Origin of the sequence: Methylobacterium sp. GXF4, from assembly GCF_000272495.1 — a bacterium.
GTDB classification, from domain to species: Bacteria; Pseudomonadota; Alphaproteobacteria; order Rhizobiales; family Beijerinckiaceae; genus Methylobacterium; species Methylobacterium brachiatum.
Genome location: NZ_AKFK01000071.1, coordinates 52,026 through 71,066, shown reverse-complemented (window position 1 = coordinate 71,066; position 19,041 = coordinate 52,026). Strand labels below are relative to the sequence as shown.

The 19,041-nt window shown below is 73.9% G+C and carries 20 protein-coding genes; 16 read left to right on the top strand and 4 right to left on the bottom strand.

Translation table 11 applies throughout. The features are described from left to right. Positions 1-69 precede the first annotated feature (69 nt). The 5 genes from WYO_RS19915 to WYO_RS19895 all read left to right on the top strand — a co-directional run bounded on the left by WYO_RS19915 (position 70) and on the right by WYO_RS19895 (position 5,461). On the top strand, positions 70-1,392 hold the full coding sequence (locus WYO_RS19915) for a terminase family protein (protein WP_081497011.1): 1,323 nt from the start codon (positions 70-72) through the stop codon (positions 1,390-1,392). A 106-nt stretch (positions 1,393-1,498) separates the two neighbouring features. After that, the gene (locus WYO_RS19910; protein ID WP_007565824.1) at positions 1,499-1,750 is read left to right on the top strand and encodes a hypothetical protein; all 252 of its coding nucleotides are present in this window, start codon (positions 1,499-1,501) and stop codon (positions 1,748-1,750) included. A 468-nt stretch (positions 1,751-2,218) separates the two neighbouring features. Next, on the top strand, positions 2,219-3,406 hold the full coding sequence (locus WYO_RS19905) for a phage portal protein (protein WP_007565822.1): 1,188 nt from the start codon (positions 2,219-2,221) through the stop codon (positions 3,404-3,406). A 235-nt stretch (positions 3,407-3,641) separates the two neighbouring features. After that, a complete protein-coding gene (locus WYO_RS19900) occupies positions 3,642-4,169 on the top strand; it encodes an HK97 family phage prohead protease (protein WP_007565821.1) in 528 nt (175 codons plus the stop codon). After that, a complete protein-coding gene (locus tag WYO_RS19895) occupies positions 4,169-5,461 on the top strand; it encodes a phage major capsid protein (protein WP_128755062.1) in 1,293 nt (430 codons plus the stop codon). Before WYO_RS19900 ends, WYO_RS19895 begins: the two co-directional genes overlap by 1 nt. A 344-nt stretch (positions 5,462-5,805) precedes the next feature. Here WYO_RS19895 and dps read toward each other — a convergent pair whose 3' ends face one another. From dps to WYO_RS19880, 3 genes are all read right to left on the bottom strand, one after another. Continuing rightward, positions 5,806-6,351 carry a DNA starvation/stationary phase protection protein Dps gene (gene dps / locus WYO_RS19890; protein WP_007565817.1) on the bottom strand — a complete coding sequence of 182 codons (546 nt, stop codon included), beginning with the start codon at positions 6,349-6,351 and terminating at the stop codon, positions 5,806-5,808. Between the two features lie 169 nt (positions 6,352-6,520). Next, positions 6,521-7,432 carry a trypsin-like serine protease gene (locus tag WYO_RS19885; protein WP_007565815.1) on the bottom strand — a complete coding sequence of 304 codons (912 nt, stop codon included), beginning with the start codon at positions 7,430-7,432 and terminating at the stop codon, positions 6,521-6,523. 399 nt (positions 7,433-7,831) lie between these two features. After that, complete coding sequence (locus WYO_RS19880; RefSeq protein ID WP_007565813.1) at positions 7,832-8,569, bottom strand: trypsin-like serine protease; 738 nt, start codon at positions 8,567-8,569, stop codon at positions 7,832-7,834. 28 nt (positions 8,570-8,597) lie between these two features. Here WYO_RS19880 and WYO_RS19875 point away from each other — a divergent pair, with 28 nt between their 5' ends. The 7 genes from WYO_RS19875 to WYO_RS19845 all read left to right on the top strand — a co-directional run bounded on the left by WYO_RS19875 (position 8,598) and on the right by WYO_RS19845 (position 11,637). Next, positions 8,598-9,158 carry a hypothetical protein gene (locus WYO_RS19875; RefSeq protein ID WP_007565812.1) on the top strand — a complete coding sequence of 187 codons (561 nt, stop codon included), beginning with the start codon at positions 8,598-8,600 and terminating at the stop codon, positions 9,156-9,158. 41 nt (positions 9,159-9,199) lie between these two features. Further along, a complete protein-coding gene (locus WYO_RS19870) occupies positions 9,200-9,553 on the top strand; it encodes a head-tail adaptor protein (protein ID WP_007565809.1) in 354 nt (117 codons plus the stop codon). Next, a complete protein-coding gene (locus WYO_RS19865) occupies positions 9,550-9,966 on the top strand; it encodes a DUF3168 domain-containing protein (RefSeq protein ID WP_007565807.1) in 417 nt (138 codons plus the stop codon). Before WYO_RS19870 ends, WYO_RS19865 begins: the two co-directional genes overlap by 4 nt. Before the next feature lie 12 nt (positions 9,967-9,978). After that, entirely contained in the window at positions 9,979-10,389 is a 411-nt protein-coding gene (locus WYO_RS19860; protein WP_007565805.1) for a phage major tail protein, TP901-1 family, read from the top strand. A gap of 3 nt (positions 10,390-10,392) precedes the next feature. Beyond that, a complete protein-coding gene (locus tag WYO_RS19855; protein ID WP_007565803.1) occupies positions 10,393-10,725 on the top strand; it encodes a gene transfer agent family protein in 333 nt (110 codons plus the stop codon). A 5-nt stretch (positions 10,726-10,730) separates the two neighbouring features. Next, the gene (locus tag WYO_RS19850; RefSeq protein ID WP_039903455.1) at positions 10,731-10,958 is read left to right on the top strand and encodes a phage tail assembly chaperone; all 228 of its coding nucleotides are present in this window, start codon (positions 10,731-10,733) and stop codon (positions 10,956-10,958) included. 100 nt (positions 10,959-11,058) lie between these two features. Then, a complete protein-coding gene (locus tag WYO_RS19845; RefSeq protein ID WP_007565802.1) occupies positions 11,059-11,637 on the top strand; it encodes a phage tail tape measure protein in 579 nt (192 codons plus the stop codon). 9 nt (positions 11,638-11,646) lie between these two features. Here WYO_RS19845 and WYO_RS19840 read toward each other — a convergent pair whose 3' ends face one another. After that, the gene (locus WYO_RS19840; protein WP_007565800.1) at positions 11,647-12,555 is read right to left on the bottom strand and encodes a TauD/TfdA family dioxygenase; all 909 of its coding nucleotides are present in this window, start codon (positions 12,553-12,555) and stop codon (positions 11,647-11,649) included. Between the two features lie 239 nt (positions 12,556-12,794). Here WYO_RS19840 and WYO_RS19835 point away from each other — a divergent pair, with 239 nt between their 5' ends. From WYO_RS19835 to WYO_RS19820, 4 genes are all read left to right on the top strand, one after another. Further along, positions 12,795-13,436, top strand: a complete 642-nt coding sequence (locus WYO_RS19835) for a DUF2460 domain-containing protein (RefSeq protein ID WP_007565798.1) — start codon at positions 12,795-12,797, stop codon at positions 13,434-13,436. Positions 13,437-13,445: 9 nt separating this feature from the next. Then, positions 13,446-14,321, top strand: coding sequence for a DUF2163 domain-containing protein (locus WYO_RS19830; RefSeq protein WP_007565797.1), 876 nt, complete (start codon positions 13,446-13,448; stop codon positions 14,319-14,321). Further along, on the top strand, positions 14,318-14,845 hold the full coding sequence (locus tag WYO_RS19825; protein ID WP_007565795.1) for an NlpC/P60 family protein: 528 nt from the start codon (positions 14,318-14,320) through the stop codon (positions 14,843-14,845). Before WYO_RS19830 ends, WYO_RS19825 begins: the two co-directional genes overlap by 4 nt. A gap of 217 nt (positions 14,846-15,062) precedes the next feature. Further along, positions 15,063-18,959, top strand: coding sequence for a glycoside hydrolase/phage tail family protein (locus WYO_RS19820; RefSeq protein ID WP_007565794.1), 3,897 nt, complete (start codon positions 15,063-15,065; stop codon positions 18,957-18,959). The last annotated feature ends 82 nt before the right edge of the window (positions 18,960-19,041 follow it).

Below are 19,041 nucleotides of genomic sequence, written 5' to 3'. Positions count from 1 at the left end.
GGCGGGAGGGCGGGGATGGCGACACCGAGCCCGACCTGCCGGCACTCCGCGCGGAAATCGCGCGCCGCTATGCTGGCTTTGTCCGCGGCCGGACGGCTGCCTGATTTCCTCGCGACCCTGCCGGCCCCGCTGGTCGGCGCCCTCGCGGACGACTGGCTGCACCAGGCCCGGCCCGACCAGCTTCCGCCGGCCGATACCGGGACCGCCCGGACCGGGTCCTGGACGACGTGGGCGGTGATCGGCGGCCGCGGCAGCGGCAAGACCCGCACCGGCGCCGAATGGGTCGATGCCCTGGCCCGGGGCGATCCCGCCTTCACGCCCGAGCCGGTCGGGCGCATCGCGCTCGTCGGCGAGACCCATCTCGACGTGCGTGACGTGATGGTCGAGGGCCCGTCCGGCCTGCTCAACCTGCCGGCGCGGGGACGGGCGCGCCCGCGCTGGTCCCCGAGCCTGCGCCGGCTGGCCTGGGACAACGGCGCGGTGGCGCTGGCCTTCTCGGCGGAGGAGCCCGACGCGCTGCGCGGCCCGCAATTCGGCGCCGCCTGGTGCGACGAGGCCGCCAAGTGGCGCCGGCCCGAGGCCGCCTTCGACATGCTGCAATTCGGGCTGCGGCTGGGCGCCCGCCCGCGCAACCTCGTCACGACGACACCGCGGCCGGTGCCGCTGATCCGGCGCCTGCTCGCCGACCCGCGCACCGTGGTCAGCCGCGCCCGCACCCACGACAATGCCCGGCACCTCGCCCCGGATTTCCTGGAGCTGGTTGTCGGGCGCTATGCCGGCACGCGGCTGGGGCGCCAGGAACTCGACGGCGAGCTGATCGCCGACCGGGACGACGCCCTGTGGGATCGCGCCGCCCTGGAGGCCGGCCGGGTCGTCGCCGCACCGGAACTCGCCCGGATCGTGGTGGCCGTGGACCCGCCCGCGACCTCGGGGGCGCGCTCGGACGCCTGCGGGATCGTGGCGGCCGGACGCGCCGGCGCCCGGGCCTACGTGCTGGCCGATGCCAGCCTGTCCCGGGCGAGCCCCCAGGCCTGGGCCGGGGCCGCGCTGGCGCTCTATCACCGGCTCGGGGCCGACGCCCTGGTGGTCGAGGTCAACCAGGGTGGCGAGATGGCCGCCGCGGTGCTGGCCCAGTGCGACCCGGCGGTGCCGATCACCCCGGTCCGCGCCATGCGGGGCAAGTACCTGCGCGCCGAGCCGGTCTCGCTGCTCTACGCGCAGGGCCTGGTCCACCATGTCGGGCCGTTCCCGGCCCTGGAGGACGAGCTGTGCGATTTCGGCCCGGACGGCCTGTCGAGCGGCGCCTCGCCCGATCGGCTCGACGCCCTGGTCTGGGCGGTGACGCATCTGCTGCTCGACGGCGCGCGCGAACCGCGGATCCGCCGGCTTTGACGGTCACGTGTGCGGCATCACACGGGAAAGTGAGATGCGCCTTCATCCTTAAATTGCATACACGCGGGGTGGCTGTTATGATTGGCCGTACATCGGAGGGCGGCCCGTGGACTCGGATCTTGATCCTGAGAACTGTCTGCCCGATGGCGCCCACCGGCGCCTGCGGCTGATCGCCGAGTCCCTCGGTTGCCCGGTGGGCGACTTCTTCGGCCCCCCGACGATCCGCACCGACCTGAGCGCCACGGTGGAACTGCTGCGCCTCTGGCACGCGATCACGAACGAGACCGACCGCGCCACCGTCCTGCGCTGCGCCCGGGACGTCGCCGGTTCGGTCAATCGCGCGGTCGAGCGGGCCTGACCGCGACCGGACCCAAGTTCTTCCAGAGGTCCGAGATCGGGATGCCCGGTCTCTCCCGTCATCCTGGTGGAATAGGTTTGCCCGCGACGGAGAAGCCTCCGCAAAACAATACGGCGCGCCTCTGCGGGAAGCGCGCCGGGAGTCGGTTCGTGGTCTCTGGAACGAACTGTATCCTGCATACATGAGTCGGCGGTCCGTGGCTGTAGCGGTGTCGCCACGGCGTGACGCCGGGTGCGGTGTATCCGCCGCACCGGTCGAACGGCTCAGCACAATTCGGCTTCCCTGACGGCGTCGATGAATGCGCGGCCCGGGCGCGGCTCCGGCGGGCGGATCGATGCCGCGCATCCCTGACCGGGCCCGTTGGCGCAGCCGTCGGGCCCGGCTCTCAGCCGTTCACACAAAACGCTCGCTGGCGCCGAACCGGCGTCCATTTCCGCGGCGGGCGCTCTCGCGCAGGACCGGACAGGCATGGCGAACCTCCTCGATCGGCTGGCGCGGGTCGCGCGCCGGGCCACCCGTCCGGCTGGGCCGGATCTCGTCACCAAGGCCGCCCCGGCCTTCGCGCTCTACGCGGATGGGCGGGCCAGCTGGACGCCCCGGGATCCGGCGGCGCTGGCCCGGGTCGGCTACCAGGGCAACCCGATCGTGCATCGGGCCATCCGGCTGGTCGCCGAGGGCGCCGCGAGCCTCCCGCTCACCGCCACCGGGCCCGGTGCCGCGCGGGCGGGTGACCTGCTCGCGCTCCTCGCCCGGCCGAACCCGCGCGAGAGCGGCACGCGCCTGCTGGAGACCGTCTATGCCGATCTCCTGCTCGGCGGCATCGGCTACCTGGAAGCGGTGAGCCTCGACGGGCGGATCGCCGCCCTGCAGGCCCTGCGGCCGGGGCGGATGCGGATGCTGCCGGGCGCGGACGGCTGGCCGGCGGCCTATGTCTACACAGTCGGCGGGACCAGCCGCCGGTTCGACCTGCCGGCCCCGGGTGCGCCCGAGGTGGCGCCGATCCTGGCGCTGTCCCTGTTCCACCCGGACGACGATTATGCCGGGTTCGCCCCGATCGAGGCGGCCGCCACCGCGCTGGACATCCACAACGCCGCCAGCGCCTGGAACAAGGCGCTGCTGGACAACGCCGCCCGGCCGTCGGGGGCGCTGGTCTTCGCCGGGGCGGCGCTCACCGAGCCGCAATTCGACCGGCTGAAGGCCGAGCTGGAGGCCAATTACCAGGGCGCCGCCAATGCCGGCCGGCCGCTGCTGCTGGAAGGCGGCCTCGACTGGAAGCCGCTCGCCCTGTCGCCGAGGGACATGGATTTCGTCGAGGCCAAGAACGCCGCCGCCCGGGAGATCGCCCTGGCCTTCGGGGTGCCGCCCCTGCTGCTCGGCCTGCCGGGCGACAGCACCCACGCCAATTACGCCGAGGCCAACCGGGCGCTCTACCGCCAGACCCTGATCCCGCTCGCCGCCCGCACCGCCCAGGCGCTGGCCGGCTGGCTGGAACCCGCCTTCGGCCCGGTGGACCTGGAGCCCGACCTCGACCGGATCGAGGCCCTGGCGGGCGAGCGGGAATCCCTGTGGCGGCGGGTCGAGGCCGCCGGGTTCCTGTCGGTCGCCGAGAAGCGCGCGGCGGTGGGCTACCCGCCGGAGCCGGACGCGGGCGGGTGAGGATCATCGGCCTCGCATGGTTCCGATCGAGGCGCCGGTCCCCTCTCCCGCACGGGAGAGGGGGCGCGTCGCGCCTGACGGAGCGCGCCGCGTGAACATCGTAACCGCCTCGCGAGGGGGCGTGTGATGTCCGGACAGGCCTCGCTTCGGGCCGCTGAATCATCCCGCCCACGCCCGTCAGGCCGCTCCGGCGCTCCGCCCCTGTCCAAATAGAAACCGACCGAGGATTCTCCCGATGGATGGCCATTTCTCCGGCTACGCCAGCGTGTTCGGCGTGCCCGATCTCGGCCGCGACGTGGTGGTGCCGGGGGCTTTTGCGGCGAGCCTGGCGCGAAGGGGGGCCGCGGGGGTGCGGCTGCTGTTCCAGCACGATCCGGCCGAGCCGATCGGGCGCTGGCTGTCCCTGCGCGAGGATGCCCGCGGCCTGTTCGCCGAGGGGCAGCTCAACCTCGCGGTCCAGCGCGCCCGGGAGGTCGACGCGCTGCTGCGCGGCGGCGGCCTCGACGGGCTGTCGATCGGCTTCCGCACCCTGCTGGCGCGCAAGGGCGCGGGCGGGGAGCGCCGGCTCCAGCGGGTCGACCTCTGGGAGATCTCCCTGGTGACCTTCCCGCTGCAGCCGGGGGCCCGGGCGAGCCCGGATCGCACGCCGTCCGCCGAGGAGATCCGCGGGCTCGCTCGGAGGATCGCCCCCGCACCCGCCGCCGGCCTGAAGCCGGCGGTCCGGTCCCGCTTCACCCACCCCAGCCACGAGGTTGCCCGATGATGTCCCATGCCGTCGCCCCGTCGAGCCCCGCCCCGGAGACCAAGGGCGCGCTGCCCGGCCTGGAGAACAAGGCCGGCCGGCCCGGGGCCGAGCCGGTCCAGCCGGCGCTCGACGAACTCGCCACTGCGTTCGAGGCCTTCAAGGAGACCAACGACAGCCGGATCGCGCAGATCGAGGGCCGGCTCGGTGCCGACGTGCTCACCGAGGAGAAGCTCGCCCGGATCGACGCGGCGCTCGACGCCGCCCGGACTCGGCTCGACCGGATCAGCCTCGACCGCGCCCGGCCGCCGCTCGGCCGGCCGGGCCCCCGGGAGGACGGGGCCGCGCAGGAGCATAAGGCGGCCTTCGACCTCTATGTCCGGGCCGGCGAGAGCGCGGGGCTGAAGCGCCTGGAGGCCAAGGCGCTCTCGGCCGGCTCGGGGCCGGATGGCGGCTACCTGGTGCCGCAGACCCTGGAGCGGACCGTGCTGGCCCGGCTCGCGCAGGTCTCGCCGATCCGGGCCATCGCCAGCGTGCAGCAGATCTCCGGCGCCCAGTACAAGCGCGCCGCCTCGGTCGGCGCTCCGGCGACCGGCTGGGTCGCCGAGACCGCGCCGCGCCCCGGCACCGACGGGCCGGTGCTCGCCGAGATCGCCTTCCCGGCCATGGAGCTCTACGCCATGCCGGCCGCGACCCAGACGCTGCTGGACGATGCCGTGGTCGATCTCGACGCCTGGCTCTCGGCCGAGGTCGAGATGGCTTTCGCCGAGCAGGAGGGGGTGGCCTTCGTCACCGGCGACGGCGCCAGCCGCCCGCGCGGCTTCCTGAGCTACGACACGGTGGCCAACGCCGCCTGGGCCCCGGGCAAGCTCGGCTTCGTCGCCACCGGCGCGGCCGGGGCGTTCCCGCAGAGCAACCCGTCCGACGTGCTGTTCGATCTGGTCTACGCCCTGCGGGCCGCCTACCGCCAGAATGCCGGCTTCGTGATGAGCCGGCGCACCCAGAGCGCGATCCGCAAGTTCAAGGACGCGCAGGGCAATTACCTCTGGCACCCGCCGCTCACCGCCGACCGCTCCGCGACGCTGATCGGCTTCCCCGTGACCGAGGCGGAGGCGATGCCCGAGATCGCGGCAGGCAGCCTGTCGGTGGCCTTCGGCGATTTCCGTAGGGGCTATCTTGTGATTGACCGCACCGGCCTGCGGGTACTGCGCGACCCGTACTCGGCCAAGCCCTACGTGCTGTTCTACGTCACCAAGCGCGTCGGTGGCGGGGTGCAGGATTTCGACGCGATCAAGGTGCTGAAGTTCGGGTGAGGCTGGTTTTGGAGCGTCGGCCCGGTCGCCTCTGACATCCGGGCCGGCTTCCGGTCTTCAGACGGCGCAAGAGCGCTCAGAGAGGCTCCAAATCCCCCTGTCATTCCGGGACGCCGCAGGCGAACCCGGAATCCAGAACCGCGGACGGTGCAGGACCTTGCTGCACCGACATGTCTGGATCCTGGGCTCCGCTTCGCGGCCCCGGGATGACGGGGGGGCAGCGGGCGGCGAGAAAACTCTCAAGCGCTTGGGGAAACGACCTATCCAAACGCGATCGCCCTCCCCGCGAGCGGGGAGGGCGATCGATGTTCTAACGCTTCAGACAAGAGGTCGGCGAGCTGGGCTCAGCGGCCCTCGTTGCCGTCGCGCAGGGTGCCGGTCGGCTCCTGGACGTGGGCCTCGAGGAACCAGAGGTGCTTGTCGACCGCCCGCGAGATCTCGGTGAACAGGTCGGACGTGCCGTCATCGCCGGCCTCGTCGGTCTCGTCGATGTTCTCGCGCACCGCGTTGGCGTAGGCGGCGTAGCTGTCGATCAGCGCCGCGACGTGGTCGGCGATGGCGTAGATGTCGGTCGGGTAGGCCGGCAGCTTGGTCTTCGCGGCGACCGCCTGGGTCGAGCCGAACGCCGTGGCGCCGAGCTGCACCGCGCGCTCCGCGACCTTGTCGTTGAAGTCGTCGAGCTCGGTGCGGAAGCCGTCGAGCATCTCGTGGATGCCGATGAACTGCGGGCCCTTCAGATTCCAGTGCGCCTGCTTGATGGCCAGGGCGAGGTCGATGCCGTCCGCCAGCCGGGCGTTCAGCGCCTCGACCGAGACCTGCTTGGCGTTCGAGTCGGTGTTGTTACGGGTCTTGTGCGAGCGGACGGTATTGCCCTTGCCGGTCTCAGCCATGAAATCTGCTCCGTAAATTTGCGTGCGGACGGTCGCGAACATGCCGATACGGCCGCGAATCTTCGCCTAACGCGATTGCGTTGCACAAACGCGACAGCGGGTCCGGTGTTCCGAGCGGCGCCGACACGTCCGGGCGCGTCGTCTCGTCCCGACGGCCTGCGGACGCGGCTCAGCGATGCCGGCCGGGCTTGGCCATCCAGTCGGAGCGGTTGCCCCGGGGCAGGGCCTCGCCGACCGGGATCCGCGAGAGTTCCGCCGACCGGGTGGCGATCCAGCCGGTATGCTCGGCCACCGGGGTCACCGCGGTGAAGCCCCCGCAGGCGGTCCGGCGGGCCCCCTGCTGCAGGGCGCCGCTCGACCAGCTGACCACGCCGACGATCCGGTAGCCGCCGGGGCCGCCGACCAGGATCGGGCCGCCGGAATCGCCCAGGCACGCGCCGGCGCCCGAGGTCTCGGCCATGCGCCGCCGGTCGGTCACCACGGTCACCCGGTTGGCGACCTGCAGCGAGCCGATCGACACGAGATGCGCGAGCCGCAGGGTGCGGGCCGTGTCGCGCCGGTTCTCGGCCACGACGCCGAAGCCGGCGATGTCCACCGCCGCGCCGGTATCGATCGAGGCGGCGCCGCGGGGATCGAGCGGGACGTAGTCGGCGCCGAGCGGCGCCTCGAGCTTGAGCAGGGCCAGGTCGACGCCGGGCTGGTCCTCGGGCGTCGTGCCGGGCACGAAATCCGGGTGCATGGTCGCGGCGATGACCTGGGTGCGGCGCTGGCGGAAGCCCCGGTCGACGCTGATGATCGTGTAGCCGGCCGGGCGCATCACGCAATGGGCTGCGGTGAGCACGAGATCCTGGGCGATCAGGGTGCCCGAGCAGATCTCGCCCTCCGTGCTCTCGATGCGGACCGCGAAGCTGCGCGCGCCGTCGGGATCGCGCGTGGTGGTACCGTTGATCACCGCGGCCGCCGGGGCCGGCATGAGGCCGGCCAGGGCGCCGAGCAGGGCGCTGCCGACAAGCCCGGCTCCGAGCCCCAGGCCGCGCAGACGCTCACGGGGGCCGGCCTTGCGCATCGGGCGACGGGACATCGGACACTCCGGGGGCGCTCACGGCGCAAGGGGGGACGCAGCGGCGAGGGCGCGGCGCTGAGGGAGCCTAGAGCAAGGCAATGACCCGGCCAAGCTGCGGTTCCGAACCGGCCGGGCGATGATGGGGGAGAAGACGGCCCGAACGGCCTGTTTGACGGGCCTTCCGTCTCTGCGCTTGCGACGAGGGCGGAGATCGGGGACGCCGCAAGGCCGATTGATTTTCCGCACCGTCATTGCGAGCGCAGCGAAGCAACCGAGGGACACGCCACCTCCGGGGATCGCGCGCTGCCCTGGATTGCTTCGCTCCGCTCTCAATGGCGGCGTGCGTGAAGCGACCCGGAGCGGGATGGACCATCATTCGGCTGCGCTCTCGCCATCGCCTCACCCGGTGACGGCCCGTCAGCCGCCCCAGCGCGCGCTGCGGCCCCATCCATCCAGCACCCGGTCGATCCAGCCGCGCTGGGGCCCCACCAGAACACCCTGGGTGAGGCCGCCGCAGGTCCCGCCGATCCAGGCGGCGAGCGCCAGCACGGCGCCGTCCGGGCCGGTGATCGGGCCGCCGGAATCGCCCTGGCAGCCGCCGGCCGCGTCGCCCTTGAGCCAGACCAGGATGCGGCTCGGCCCATAGGGCTCGATCACCGGCAGGCCGACGCTGCGATAGGTGCCGGTCGAGCGCGGGTCGCCCGCTCTGGCCGCGCCGTAGCCCGCCAGGGTCAGGCGCTCGCCGGCCCGGGGCAGGGCGGCGCTCAAGGTGACCGGGGCGAAGCGCGGCGGCAGCGGCGTCGCGGTGCGCAGGAGCGCGAGGTCGATGGATTTGCGCCGGCCGGAGGCAGCGCCGGCATCGTAGCCCGGATGGATCGCGCGGCCCGAGACCTCGACCAGGACCGGCGCCCCCGCGTCATCGCGAAAATGGACCCGGTGCTCCCGCCCGGCGACGACGCAATGGCCGGCGGTCAGCACCGTATCGGGGGCGAGCACCAGGCCGGTGCAGACGCCGCCATTCGACGACAGGACCATCACGGCCCCGCCGGCCGGCGCCTCCGCGCCGCCCACGATCGCGCCGGCCGGACGGCCCGCGAGCGACAGGGCCGCCGCCAGGACGGTGAGGGCCGCCCGGCGGCGCTTCGGGACCGGCATTCGAGACATCCAGCAAGGGGGCAACGCGATGATCCCGATACGCGCCGACGAGGCCGTGGTCGAGCCGGTGAGCGTGGCGGAGCTGCGCGCCTATCTGCGGCTCGATTCCGACGACGGCGGAACCGAGGACGACTTGCTCGCGGCCCTGATCACCGCCGCCCGGGCGAGCCTGGAGATCGAGGCCCGCCGGATCCTGGTCCCGGGCCGCTACCGGATCGCCCTCGATGCCTGGCCCGCGAACGGCCGGCTGGCCCTGCCGCTGAGCCCGCTGGTGGCTTTGGTCCGCGCTGGGCTGTCCGACGCCAAGGGCGTCACCACGCTCGCCGCCGGCCTCGTCCGGCTCGGACCCGACCCGATCGAGGCGCCGGGCCTGCTGATCGACCCCGCGGTGCCGGACCCGGCCGGCCGCACGATCCTGATCGAGATCGCGGCCGGGTTCGGGGGCGACGGGCCGCCGCTGCCGGCGCCGCTCCGGCTTGCGATCCTGCGGCTCGCCGCCGCCCGCTACGAGCATCGCGGTGACGAGCCCGATGCCGCCCGCACTGACGCCGCCGACCTCGCCGCGCCCTTCCGCCGGATGCGCCTGTGAGCCGGCTTCCCCTCCGATGGCGCCCGACCGGAGCTTCGCCGATGGCGACCAACCCGCATCATCCGCCGCTCGGCGCCCGGCGCCGCCGCTTCGTCCTCGAACGTCCCCTGGAGCAGCCCGACGGGTTCGGGGGCGTGCTACGCCGCTACGTGGCCGGCCCGGTCCTGTGGGGTGCGATCGCCCCCTCCGGCCTCGCCGACCGTCCGGAGGGCGGCCGGACCGACACGCTGCCCGGATATCGCGTCACCCTGCGCGCCCGGGTCGCCCTCGACCCGACCATGCGGCTCGCCGCCGGCCCCCGCCGCTTCGCGATCCGCGCGGTCAGCGAGCCCGACGCGAAGGGCCGCGACCTGGTCTGCCATGTCGAGGAACTCGCCCGGGAGAGCGCGTCGTGAGCGACCCGAGCCCGCTCCTGGCCCTGCGGGCCGGCCTGATCGCCCGCTTCTCCGGCGACGCCGCCCTCGCGGCCCTGCTCGGCGGCAAGGCCCGGCTCCACGACGAGCCGCCCCGGGGCTCTCTGCCGGTCTACGCCCTGTTCGGCGAGGCCGAGATCCTGGACGATTCCGTCGACGGCGCCGAGCGCCATCGCCACAGCCACGCCATCGCGGTGATCGCCAAGCCCGGCTCGGTCCGCACCGCGCTCGATGCCGCCGCGCGCATGGCCGCGCTCCTCACGGACGCCGCCCTGCCGCTCCAGGGCTGCCGCCTCGTCACCCTGCGGGTGCGGGCGATCAAGGCGACCCGCGACGCCCGCACCGGCGAGGCCCGCGCCACCCTGACGCTCGAGGCCGTCACCGAAACCCAGTGAGAGGAGGGCCCGATGGGCGCACAGAAGGGCAAGGACCTGCTGCTCCGGGCCGGCGACGGCGCGGGCGGCTTTCTGGCGGTGGCGGGCCTGCGCACGCGGCAGATCACCCTCAACGCCGAGACCGTGGACGTCACCAACGCCGATTCCACCGGCCGCTGGCGCGAGCTGCTGGCCGGTGCCGGCGTGCGCCGGGCCGCGATCGCCGGCTCCGGTGTGTTCCGCGACCAGGCCTCGGACCTGCGGCTGCGGCTGATCTTCTTCGAGGGCGCGATCGAGACCTTCCAGGTGGTCGTGCCGGCTTTCGGGACTCTGGAGGGGCCGTTCCAGATCGCGAGCCTCGAATACCGGGGCGACCATGCCGGCGAGGTCACCTTCGACATCAGCCTCGACTCGGCGGGCGTGCTCGCCTTCACGGCGGCCTGAGCCATGGCCAACCGGATCCGCGGCGAGGTGCCGCTCCAACTCGCCGGCCGGCGCTACACCCTGTGCCTGACGCTCGGCGCGCTGGCCGAGCTGGAAGGGGCGCTCCAGGCCGGCGACCTCGTTGGCCTGGCCGAGCGCTTCGACGGCGGCCGGGTCTCGGCCCGGGACCTGATCGCCCTGCTGGGCGCGGCCCTGCGCGGCGGCGGCCACGCCCTCGACGACGACGCGGTGGCACGCCTGCCCCTCGCCGGCGGCCTGGACGCGGTCTCCACCGCGCTCGGCGAGGTCCTCGCGGCCGCCTTCGGGGAGGCGCCGGGCCCTGCAAACCCTCGGTAGAGCCGGTGCCCGACGGTTCTGCGTCGGCGCCGGCTCGGCCGTCCGCCTTCCCCTGGGATGACGCCCTGGCGCTCGGCCTCGGCGCGCTCGGCTGGAGCCCGGCCGCCTTCTGGGCGGCCACCCCCCGCGAATTCGCCGCCGCCCTGGGGCGGCGTCGCGGTCCCGAGCCCCTGAGCCGCGACGCGTTCGAGCGCCTTCTCGCCGCCTATCCGGATCCGGGCTCAACCGGCTGAGCCGCGTCGGGCTCCGCCCCGACACCCCGCCAAAGGGCCGAGCCCTTTGGGATCCCGGGCTTCGCACCTGCCGAGACCCACCATGCAGGAGGGCCGTCCGATGAACGACGCTGATCCCGATCCGCAGGATGCCGCCCGGATCAAGCAGCTGGAGACCCTCGACCGGCTCGCCAAGAATTTCGGCCGCAGCCTGGATGCGGCGCTCACCCGGGGCACCGCCTCGGCGCGCAGCCTCGACGGCGTGCTCGGCACGATCGGCAGCAAGCTCGCCGGTGCGGCGGCCCGGGCGGCCTCGGGCCCGATCCGCTCCGGCATCCCCGGCCTGGTCAACGCCGTGCTCGGGGCCGGCGCCGGCAGCGAGACCGGCTTCGCCCGGGGCGGGATGCTCCGGGGCGGGCGGGTCCAGCCCTTCGCCTCAGGCGGTGTGGTGGCCGCGCCGACCTACTTCCCGATGGCCGGCGGCACCGGCCTGATGGGCGAGGCCGGCCCCGAGGCGATCCTGCCGCTCAACCGCGGCCCGGACGGCCGCCTCGGCGTCGCGGCCGGCGGCGCCGCGTCCCGCCCGGTCTCCGTCACGGTCAACATCGCCACCCCGGACCCCGGCGCCTTCCGCCGCTCCGAAGCCCAGGTGACGGCGAGCCTCGCCCGCGCCGTGGCGCGGGGGCAGCGGGCGACGTGAGCCCCCGCCTCACGCCGCCTTGCTGGCCGCCGCCTCGCGGGCCCGGCTGCGGCGTCCGTCGACGCTGACGGGGGCGACGCCCTCGATGGTGACGCGGCGGACAACCCGGGGCTGGTCGCCGTAATCGTCCACCGCCCGGTGGACCGTCGCCCGGTTGTCCCAGATCGCCACGTCGCCGAGCCGCCAGGACCAGCGCACCGTGTTCTCGGGCCGGGTCGCGTGGTCGGTGAAGATCGCGAGCAGGTGCTGCGAATCCGCGGTGGTGAGGCCGAGGATGCGCTGGATGAAATGCTCGACGATCAGCGAGCGCTCGCCCGTCTCCGGATGCACGTGCACCAGCGGGTGCTCGGTCTCGTAGACGGTCCGGGTGAACACCTCGTTGTAGCGCTGGCGGCCGGCCTCCGGGGCGTTCACGCGCCCGCCCACGTAATCGTAGACGTTCGAATGCAGGGCCCAGAGCCGGTCGGCCAGCTCCCGCAGGGGCTCGGGCAGCTCCGCATAGGCCGCCGCCGTATTGGCCCAGAGGGTGTCGCCGCCATAAGCCGGCAGGGTCACGGCCCGCAGGATCGAGATCGCCGGAAAGGCCGGCACGAAGGTCACGTCCGTGTGCCAGGAGCTCGCCCGCTCGCCCCGGCTGCCGTCGAGGTCGAGGACGCCCGCGGTGCCGGCGAGCGACGGGACGGTCGGGTGCGGGACGAGGTCGCCGAGCCGCCGGCCGAACGCCTCCTGGCCCGCCTCGTCGAGATCCTGGTCGCGAAAGAACACGACCTTGTGGGTGACCAGCGCCTGGCGGATCGCCGCCACCGTCGCGGCGTCGAGATCGCCCGAGAGCGCGACGCCGCTTATCTCCGCGCCGATGCGGCCGGCGACCCGGCGGATGTCGAGACTGGGGTGCAGCGGCTGCGGGACGGCGCTCATCGTAAGGCTCCTCGGTGGTTCGCCGACGACGCACGACTCTCCGGCAAGATCTTCTGAGATCTTCAGGAGATCAGGTTCTTCGGAGGAGCATCCGTCGTCTTCGATGATCTTCGCCCGGTCGCGACCGGTTGTCGATGAACGGCATTTCCGAAGTTTCGCCCGTTCCGAAAAACTCTTTCCGGCCGGCGGCGGCCGGGAGGACGTGCCTTCTCCGGGCCCCTCTCCGGGATCATCGCGCCATGGCCGACGCCTTCCACGAGGTGCTGTTTCCCCTCGACGTGTCGCTGCGCGGCAGCGGCGGCCCGCAGCGGCTCACCGAGATCGTCACGCTGGCCTCGGGGCGGGAGCACCGCAACGGCCGGTGGGCCGATTCCCGCCGCCGCTACGATGCCGGGTTCGGACTGCGCGGGCTCGAGTCCCTCCACGCGGTGCTGGCCTTCTTCGAGGAGCGGCGCGGCCGGCTCTACGGCTTCCGCTACCGTGACCGGGTCGATTTCTGCTCCGGGCCACCCGGCCGGGCGATCGGCCCCCTCGACCAGCCGCTCGGCACCGGCGACGGCGCCACCGCGACGTTCGCGCTGATCAAGACCTACGGCTCCGGCTTCGCGCCCTATCGCCGGCACATCGCCAAGCCGGTGGCGGGCAGCGTCCGGGTGGCGGTGGCCGGCCGGGAGGTCGGCGCCGACGCCTTCGCGTGCGACCCGGCCACCGGGCTGGTCACCTTCGCGGCCGGCCATGTCCCGCCCCAGGGCGTCGCCGTCACGGCGGGCTTCGCCTTCGACGTGCCGGTCCGCTTCGACACCGACGACCTCACCATCGACCTCGCCGCCTTCACGGCCGGCGAGATCCCGAAGGTGCCCCTCGTCGAGATCGTGCCGTGAGGAGTGACGATGCGCGATATCCCAAGTGCCTTCGCGGCCCATCTCGCGGGCGGCGTCACCACCCTGTGCCGCTGCTGGTCCCTGCGTCGGCAGGATGGCGTGGCGCTGGGTTTCACCGACCATGACCGCGACCTGACCCTGGCGGGGCTGGTCCACGCCGCCCGCACGGGGCTGGAGGCCGCCGAGGCCGGTGCCGAATCCGGCTTCGCGGTCTCGGGCGGCGACGTCGCCGGGGCGCTGAGCTCCCTCGGGCTGACCGAGGCCGACATCGCCGGCGGCCTCTACGACGGCGCCACGGTGGAGACCTGGCTGGCCGACTGGACCGAGCCGGAGACGCGCCTGCTCATCGATGTCGGCACGATCGGCGAGGTGCGGCGCGAGGGCGACGCCTTCGTGGCGGAGCTGCGCGGCCTCGCCCACCGGCTCGGGGCCGAGCGCGGCCGGACCTTCCGGGCGACCTGCGGCGCCGATCTTGGGGACGGGCGCTGCCGGGTCGACCTCGCCGCCTGGCGCACCACCGGACGGGTCACCAGCCTGCCCGAACCCGCGACCCTGGGCGTGACCCTGGCGGGCGGCTTCGCGGACGGACTGTTCACCGGCGGAACGCTCACCTGGACGGAGGGCGCCAATGCCGGGCTCAAGGCCGACGTGCGGCTCCAGCTCGGCACGCTCCTCGAACTCTGGACTGTCCCGCCCCGACCGGCGGCGGTGGGGGATGCGTTCAGCCTCACCGCCGGCTGCGACAAGCGGCTCGCCACATGCCGGGACCGGTTCGCCAACGCGGTGAACTTTCAGGGCTTTCCGCACATGCCGGGCAACGATGCGGTGATGCGGGCGGTGCCGGGCTCGGAGCCCGTCCTCGACGGCGGGAGCCTGTTCCGATGAGCGCGATGCGGCGGGACATCGGCGTGGCGGCGCTGGGCGAGGCGCGGCTGTGGCTCGGCACGCCCTACCGGCACCAAGCCTCCCTGCGCGGCGTCGGCTGCGACTGCCTCGGGCTGCTGCGCGGGGTCTGGCGCGAGCTCTACGGTGCCGAGCCGGAGCCGGTGCCGCCCTACGCCGCCACCTGGGCGGAATCCGCCCCTCCGGGCACCGATCCGCTCACCGCGGCGGCGATGCGCCACCTCGTGCCGGTGGCCGGGTCCATGCCCCGGCCGGGGGACGTGCTGCTCTTCGCCTTCCGGTCCCATCTCCCGGCCCGCCACTGCGCCATCGCCACCGGCGACGGCGCCATGATCCACGCCCACGACCACGCCGCCGTCGCCGAGGTCGCGCTCACCCCCTGGTGGCGGCGGCACCTGACGGGTGTGTTCCGGTTCCCGGAGGATCCTTGCGGAGAGCCCATCGCCACGGTGAGCTTGACGCCGGGGGCGCAGATTGGGGCGTCCCCGCCGTCATCGCGAGCGTAGCGAAGCGACCCAGCGAACCGCTACGGCCTGGGATCGCGCGCTGCCCTGGGTTGCTTCGCTGCGCTCGCAATGACGGCGTGGGACGCGCCGCTCAGTGGTTCAATCAGTGGTTCAATCGGTAGCCGTATCGGGTGGCGGCGCGCATCACGACCAGCGTGTCGATCGCGTCCGGAGGCCCTCGCACCACACGTCGCCCACCCCAACCCCGGAGCCCGCCATGGCCACCCTGATCCTGTCGACCGCAGGCGCAGCGGTCGGGACCGCTCTGGGCGGGCCGATCGGGGCGGTGGTGGGGCGCGTGCTCGGGGCGGCCGCGGGGGCGGGGCTCGACGGGATGCTGTCGGGCTCCGGTCGGCATGCGCGCTTCGTCGAGGGGCCGCGGCTCGCCGATGTCGCCGGCCTGTCCTCCACGGAGGGCGACCCCATCCCGCGGGTCTACGGGCGGGCGAAGATCGGCGGCAGCCTGATCTGGGCGACGCGGGCCCGGGAGGTCGCCAACACGACGGTGGAGCGCGCGGCCTCCGCCTCCAAAGGCGCGGGCGGGCAGAAGACCGTGCGCACCCGCTACGCCTATTTCGCCAACCTGGCGGTCGGGCTGTGCGAGGGCGAGATCGCGATGGTCCGCCGGATCTGGGCGGACGGCAAGGAGATCGACCAGGTCGGGATCACCCTGCGGGTCCATACCGGCGGCCCGGACCAGGCGCCGGACCCGCTGATCGTCGCCAAGGAGGGGGCCGAGAACGCCCCGGCCTATCGCGGCCTGGCCTACGTGGTATTCGAGAACCTGCCGCTCGCCGAGTTCGGCAACCGCGTGCCCCAGTTCGCCTTCGAGGTGGTCCGTCCGGTCAACGGCCTGTTCCACCGGATCCGCGCCGTCGACCTGATCCCGGGGGCGGGCGAGTTCGCCCTCGATCCGAACCTCGTCACCGTCGATCTCGGGCTCGGCCGGACGCAGGCGGCCAACCGGCACCAGCTCCGGCGCGCCACTGACGTCACCGCCTCCCTCGACGCCCTCCAGGCCCTGTGCCCGAACCTGCGCCGGGTCGCCGTGGTGGCGACGTGGTTCGGCACCGACCTGCGCGCCGGATCCTGCCGGGTGGTGCCGAAGGTCGAGACCCGGGCCAAGCGCACCAAGCCGGAGGCCTGGAGCGTCGCCGGGATCACCCGCGACGAGGCCGAGGTCGTCTCGACGCTGCCGGACGGCACCCCCGCCTATGGCGGCACCCCGTCGGATGCCGGGCTGACCCGGCTGGTTGCCGACCTCGCGGCCCGCGGCCTCGAGGTGCTGCTCTACCCGTTCGTGATGATGGACGTGCCGGCCGACAACGGCCTGCCCGACCCCCGCGTGCCCGGCGCGACCCAGCCGGCCTATCCCTGGCGCGGGCGCATCACCTGCGATCCGGCCCCGGGCGTCTCGGGCAGCCCGGACGGCACCGCCGCGGCGGAAGCGCAGATTCAAAACTTCTTCGGGAACGGCTATCGCACGGAGGTGCTGCATTATGCCGGCCTCGCGGCGCAATGGGCGGCGCGCGGCGTGCGGATCGCCGGCTTCGTGATCGGCAGCGAGTTCGTCGGTCTCACCCGGGTGCGCGGCGCCGCCGGCTACCCGGCCGTGCAGGCGTTCAAAAGCCTCGCCGCGGAGCTGCGGTCCCGCTTGGGCGCCGGCGTGACGCTCGTCTACGGGGCGGACTGGACCGAATACGGCGCCCATGTCCGCGACGGCGGCGCCACGATCCGGTTCCCCCTGGACGACCTGTTCGCCGACCCGAATATCGGCGCGGTCGGGATCGACTGGTATCCGCCCCTCTCCGACTGGCGCGACGCGCCGGACCACGCCGACCTCGCGGTCTCGGGCGACATCGCCGACCGCACCTACCTGAAGGCCCGGGTCGCCGCCGGCGAGGCCTACGACTGGTACTATGCCGACGCGGCCGGGCGGGCGGCGCAGGCGCGTCTGCCGATCCAGGACGGCGCCTACGGCAAGCCCTGGGTCTTCCGGCCCAAGGACCTGATCGGCTGGTGGTCGAACCCGCATGTCGAGCGCGACGGCGGCGTCGAGACCCGGGCCACCGCCTGGGTGCCGAAGGCCAAGCCGATCTGGCTCACCGAGGTCGGGGTGCCGGCGGTGGACAAGGGCACGAACGGCCCGAACGTCTTCCCCGATCCGAAATCCGCCGAGGGCGCCTACCCGCCGCATTCCCGGGCCCTGCGCGACGAGCTGATCCAGCTGCGGGGTGTCGAGGCCGTGATCGCCCGGTTCGATCCGGCCGCGGCGGGGTTTTCGGATTCCGACAACCCGGTCTCGCCGGTCTATGGCGGCCGGATGGTCGATCCGGGATCGATCTTCGTCTGGTCCTGGGACGCGCGGCCCTATCCGGCCTTCCCGGACGTCCAGGCGGTCTGGGCCGACACCGCCAACTGGCGGGTCGGTCACTGGATCACGGGGCGGGTCGAGGGCTGCGACCTCGACCGACTGGTCCTGAGGATCCTGGCCGATTTCGGCTTTGACGCGCCGGTCGCCGTGGAGGCCGCCGCCTTCCTCGACGGCTACGTCGTCGACCGGCCGCTTTCCGCGCGCGCCGCCCTGGAGACCCTGGCGCAGGTTTACGGCCTCGACGTCTCGGCGGTGGCCGGCGCCCTGCACCTGCGCGGGCCCCGCCGCGACCGGCCGGTGGTGCTGGCGGACGCCGATCTGGTCCGGCTGTCGGAGGACAGACCGGTCCTGCGCCAGGTCCGGGCCGAGGAGAGCGCCCTGCCGCGCTCAATCGAGCTCGGTCTGACCGAATCCGAGAGCCCGGATTACCGCCGCGCCGCGGCCGCTGCGATCCGCCCGGTGGGCGAGCGGCGCCGCGAGACCCGGATCGAGGCGGCGATCGTCACCCGCCGGGAGACCGGCGACGGCCTCGCCGAGGCGATGCTCGACCGGGTCATCGCCGCCCGGGACAGCGCGGTTTTCACCCTGAGCCCGCGCCGCGTCGAGCTGGAGCCCGGCGACCTGCTGGCGGTGCCGGCCGAGGTGCCGGGCGGGACGGTATTGCGCAAGATCGACCGGATCGACGACGCCCCCACCGGGCGCCGGATCGAGGCGAGCGGCGTGCCGCCCCGGGGCGGCCCCGCGCGCGGCCTGCCCCGCAGCACGGCCCTGCCAATTGGGGCGACGCCGGCCTTCCCGGGGCCGCCCTTCGCGGTGGTGCTCGACCTGCCGGTGGATCGCGGCAGCCCGACGGTGCTGCAATACCTCGCGGTGGCGGCCGAGCCCTGGCCCGGGGCGGCGGCCGTCTGGCGGGCGGAAGGCACAGGCGCGCTCGCGCTTCACGGCCTCGTCGACTACCCGGCCTGCCTCGGCCACACTCTCACGGAGCTGCCGGCCGGGCCGCTCTGGCGGCTGCAGCGGGGCGTGCCGCTCGACGTCACCCTGCGCCGGGGCGGGGCGCTCGGCTCCATCGGCGAGGCCGCGATGCTGGCGGGCGGCAACCTGTTCGCGCTGATCGGGCCGGACGGCGCCGTGGAGCTGTTCTCTGCCGCCGGCGCGGTGCTGACCGGCCCCGACACCTACCGGCTCTCGGGCTTTCTGCGCGGCCTCGCCGGCAGCGAGGCCCAGGCCAGCCGGGCGACCCCGGCGGGCAGCCTCATCGTGCGGCTCGACGACGGCGCATTGGTGCCCCTGGTGGAGCGACTGGACGAGGTCGGCCGGAGCTTCCGCTACCGGGTCGGCCCGGCCGACCGGGACCCGGGCGATCCGGCCTATTCGGAGTTGTCCGCCACGGCCGGGCTCGCGGCTTTGCGTCCGCTGCGGCCGGTCCATTTGCGGGCGCGCCGGGACGCATCCGGCTTGCGCCTCTCCTGGATCCGCCGGGCCCGCCGGGACGGTGATGCCTGGGAGCCCGCCGAGATTCCCCTCGACGAGCCGGAGGCCTACGCGGTCACGGTCTATTCCGGCGCCGGCACGCCCCTGCGCACGATCCGGGCCGAGGCGCAGCAGGTCCTCTACGCCGACGAGGCGGCCGATTTCGGCGGTCCCCAGACCAGCCTCGACGTGGCCGTGGCGCAGATCGGCGCGGTAGCGGGCCCCGGCCCGGCCACCCGCGCGCGCATTCCCGTCCGCTCGGCCTGATTCCGTCTCGCATCAAAGCCCTCACCGTCATTGCTTCGCTGCGCTCGCGATGACGGCAAAGCACATCCGGCCGGGCGATCCG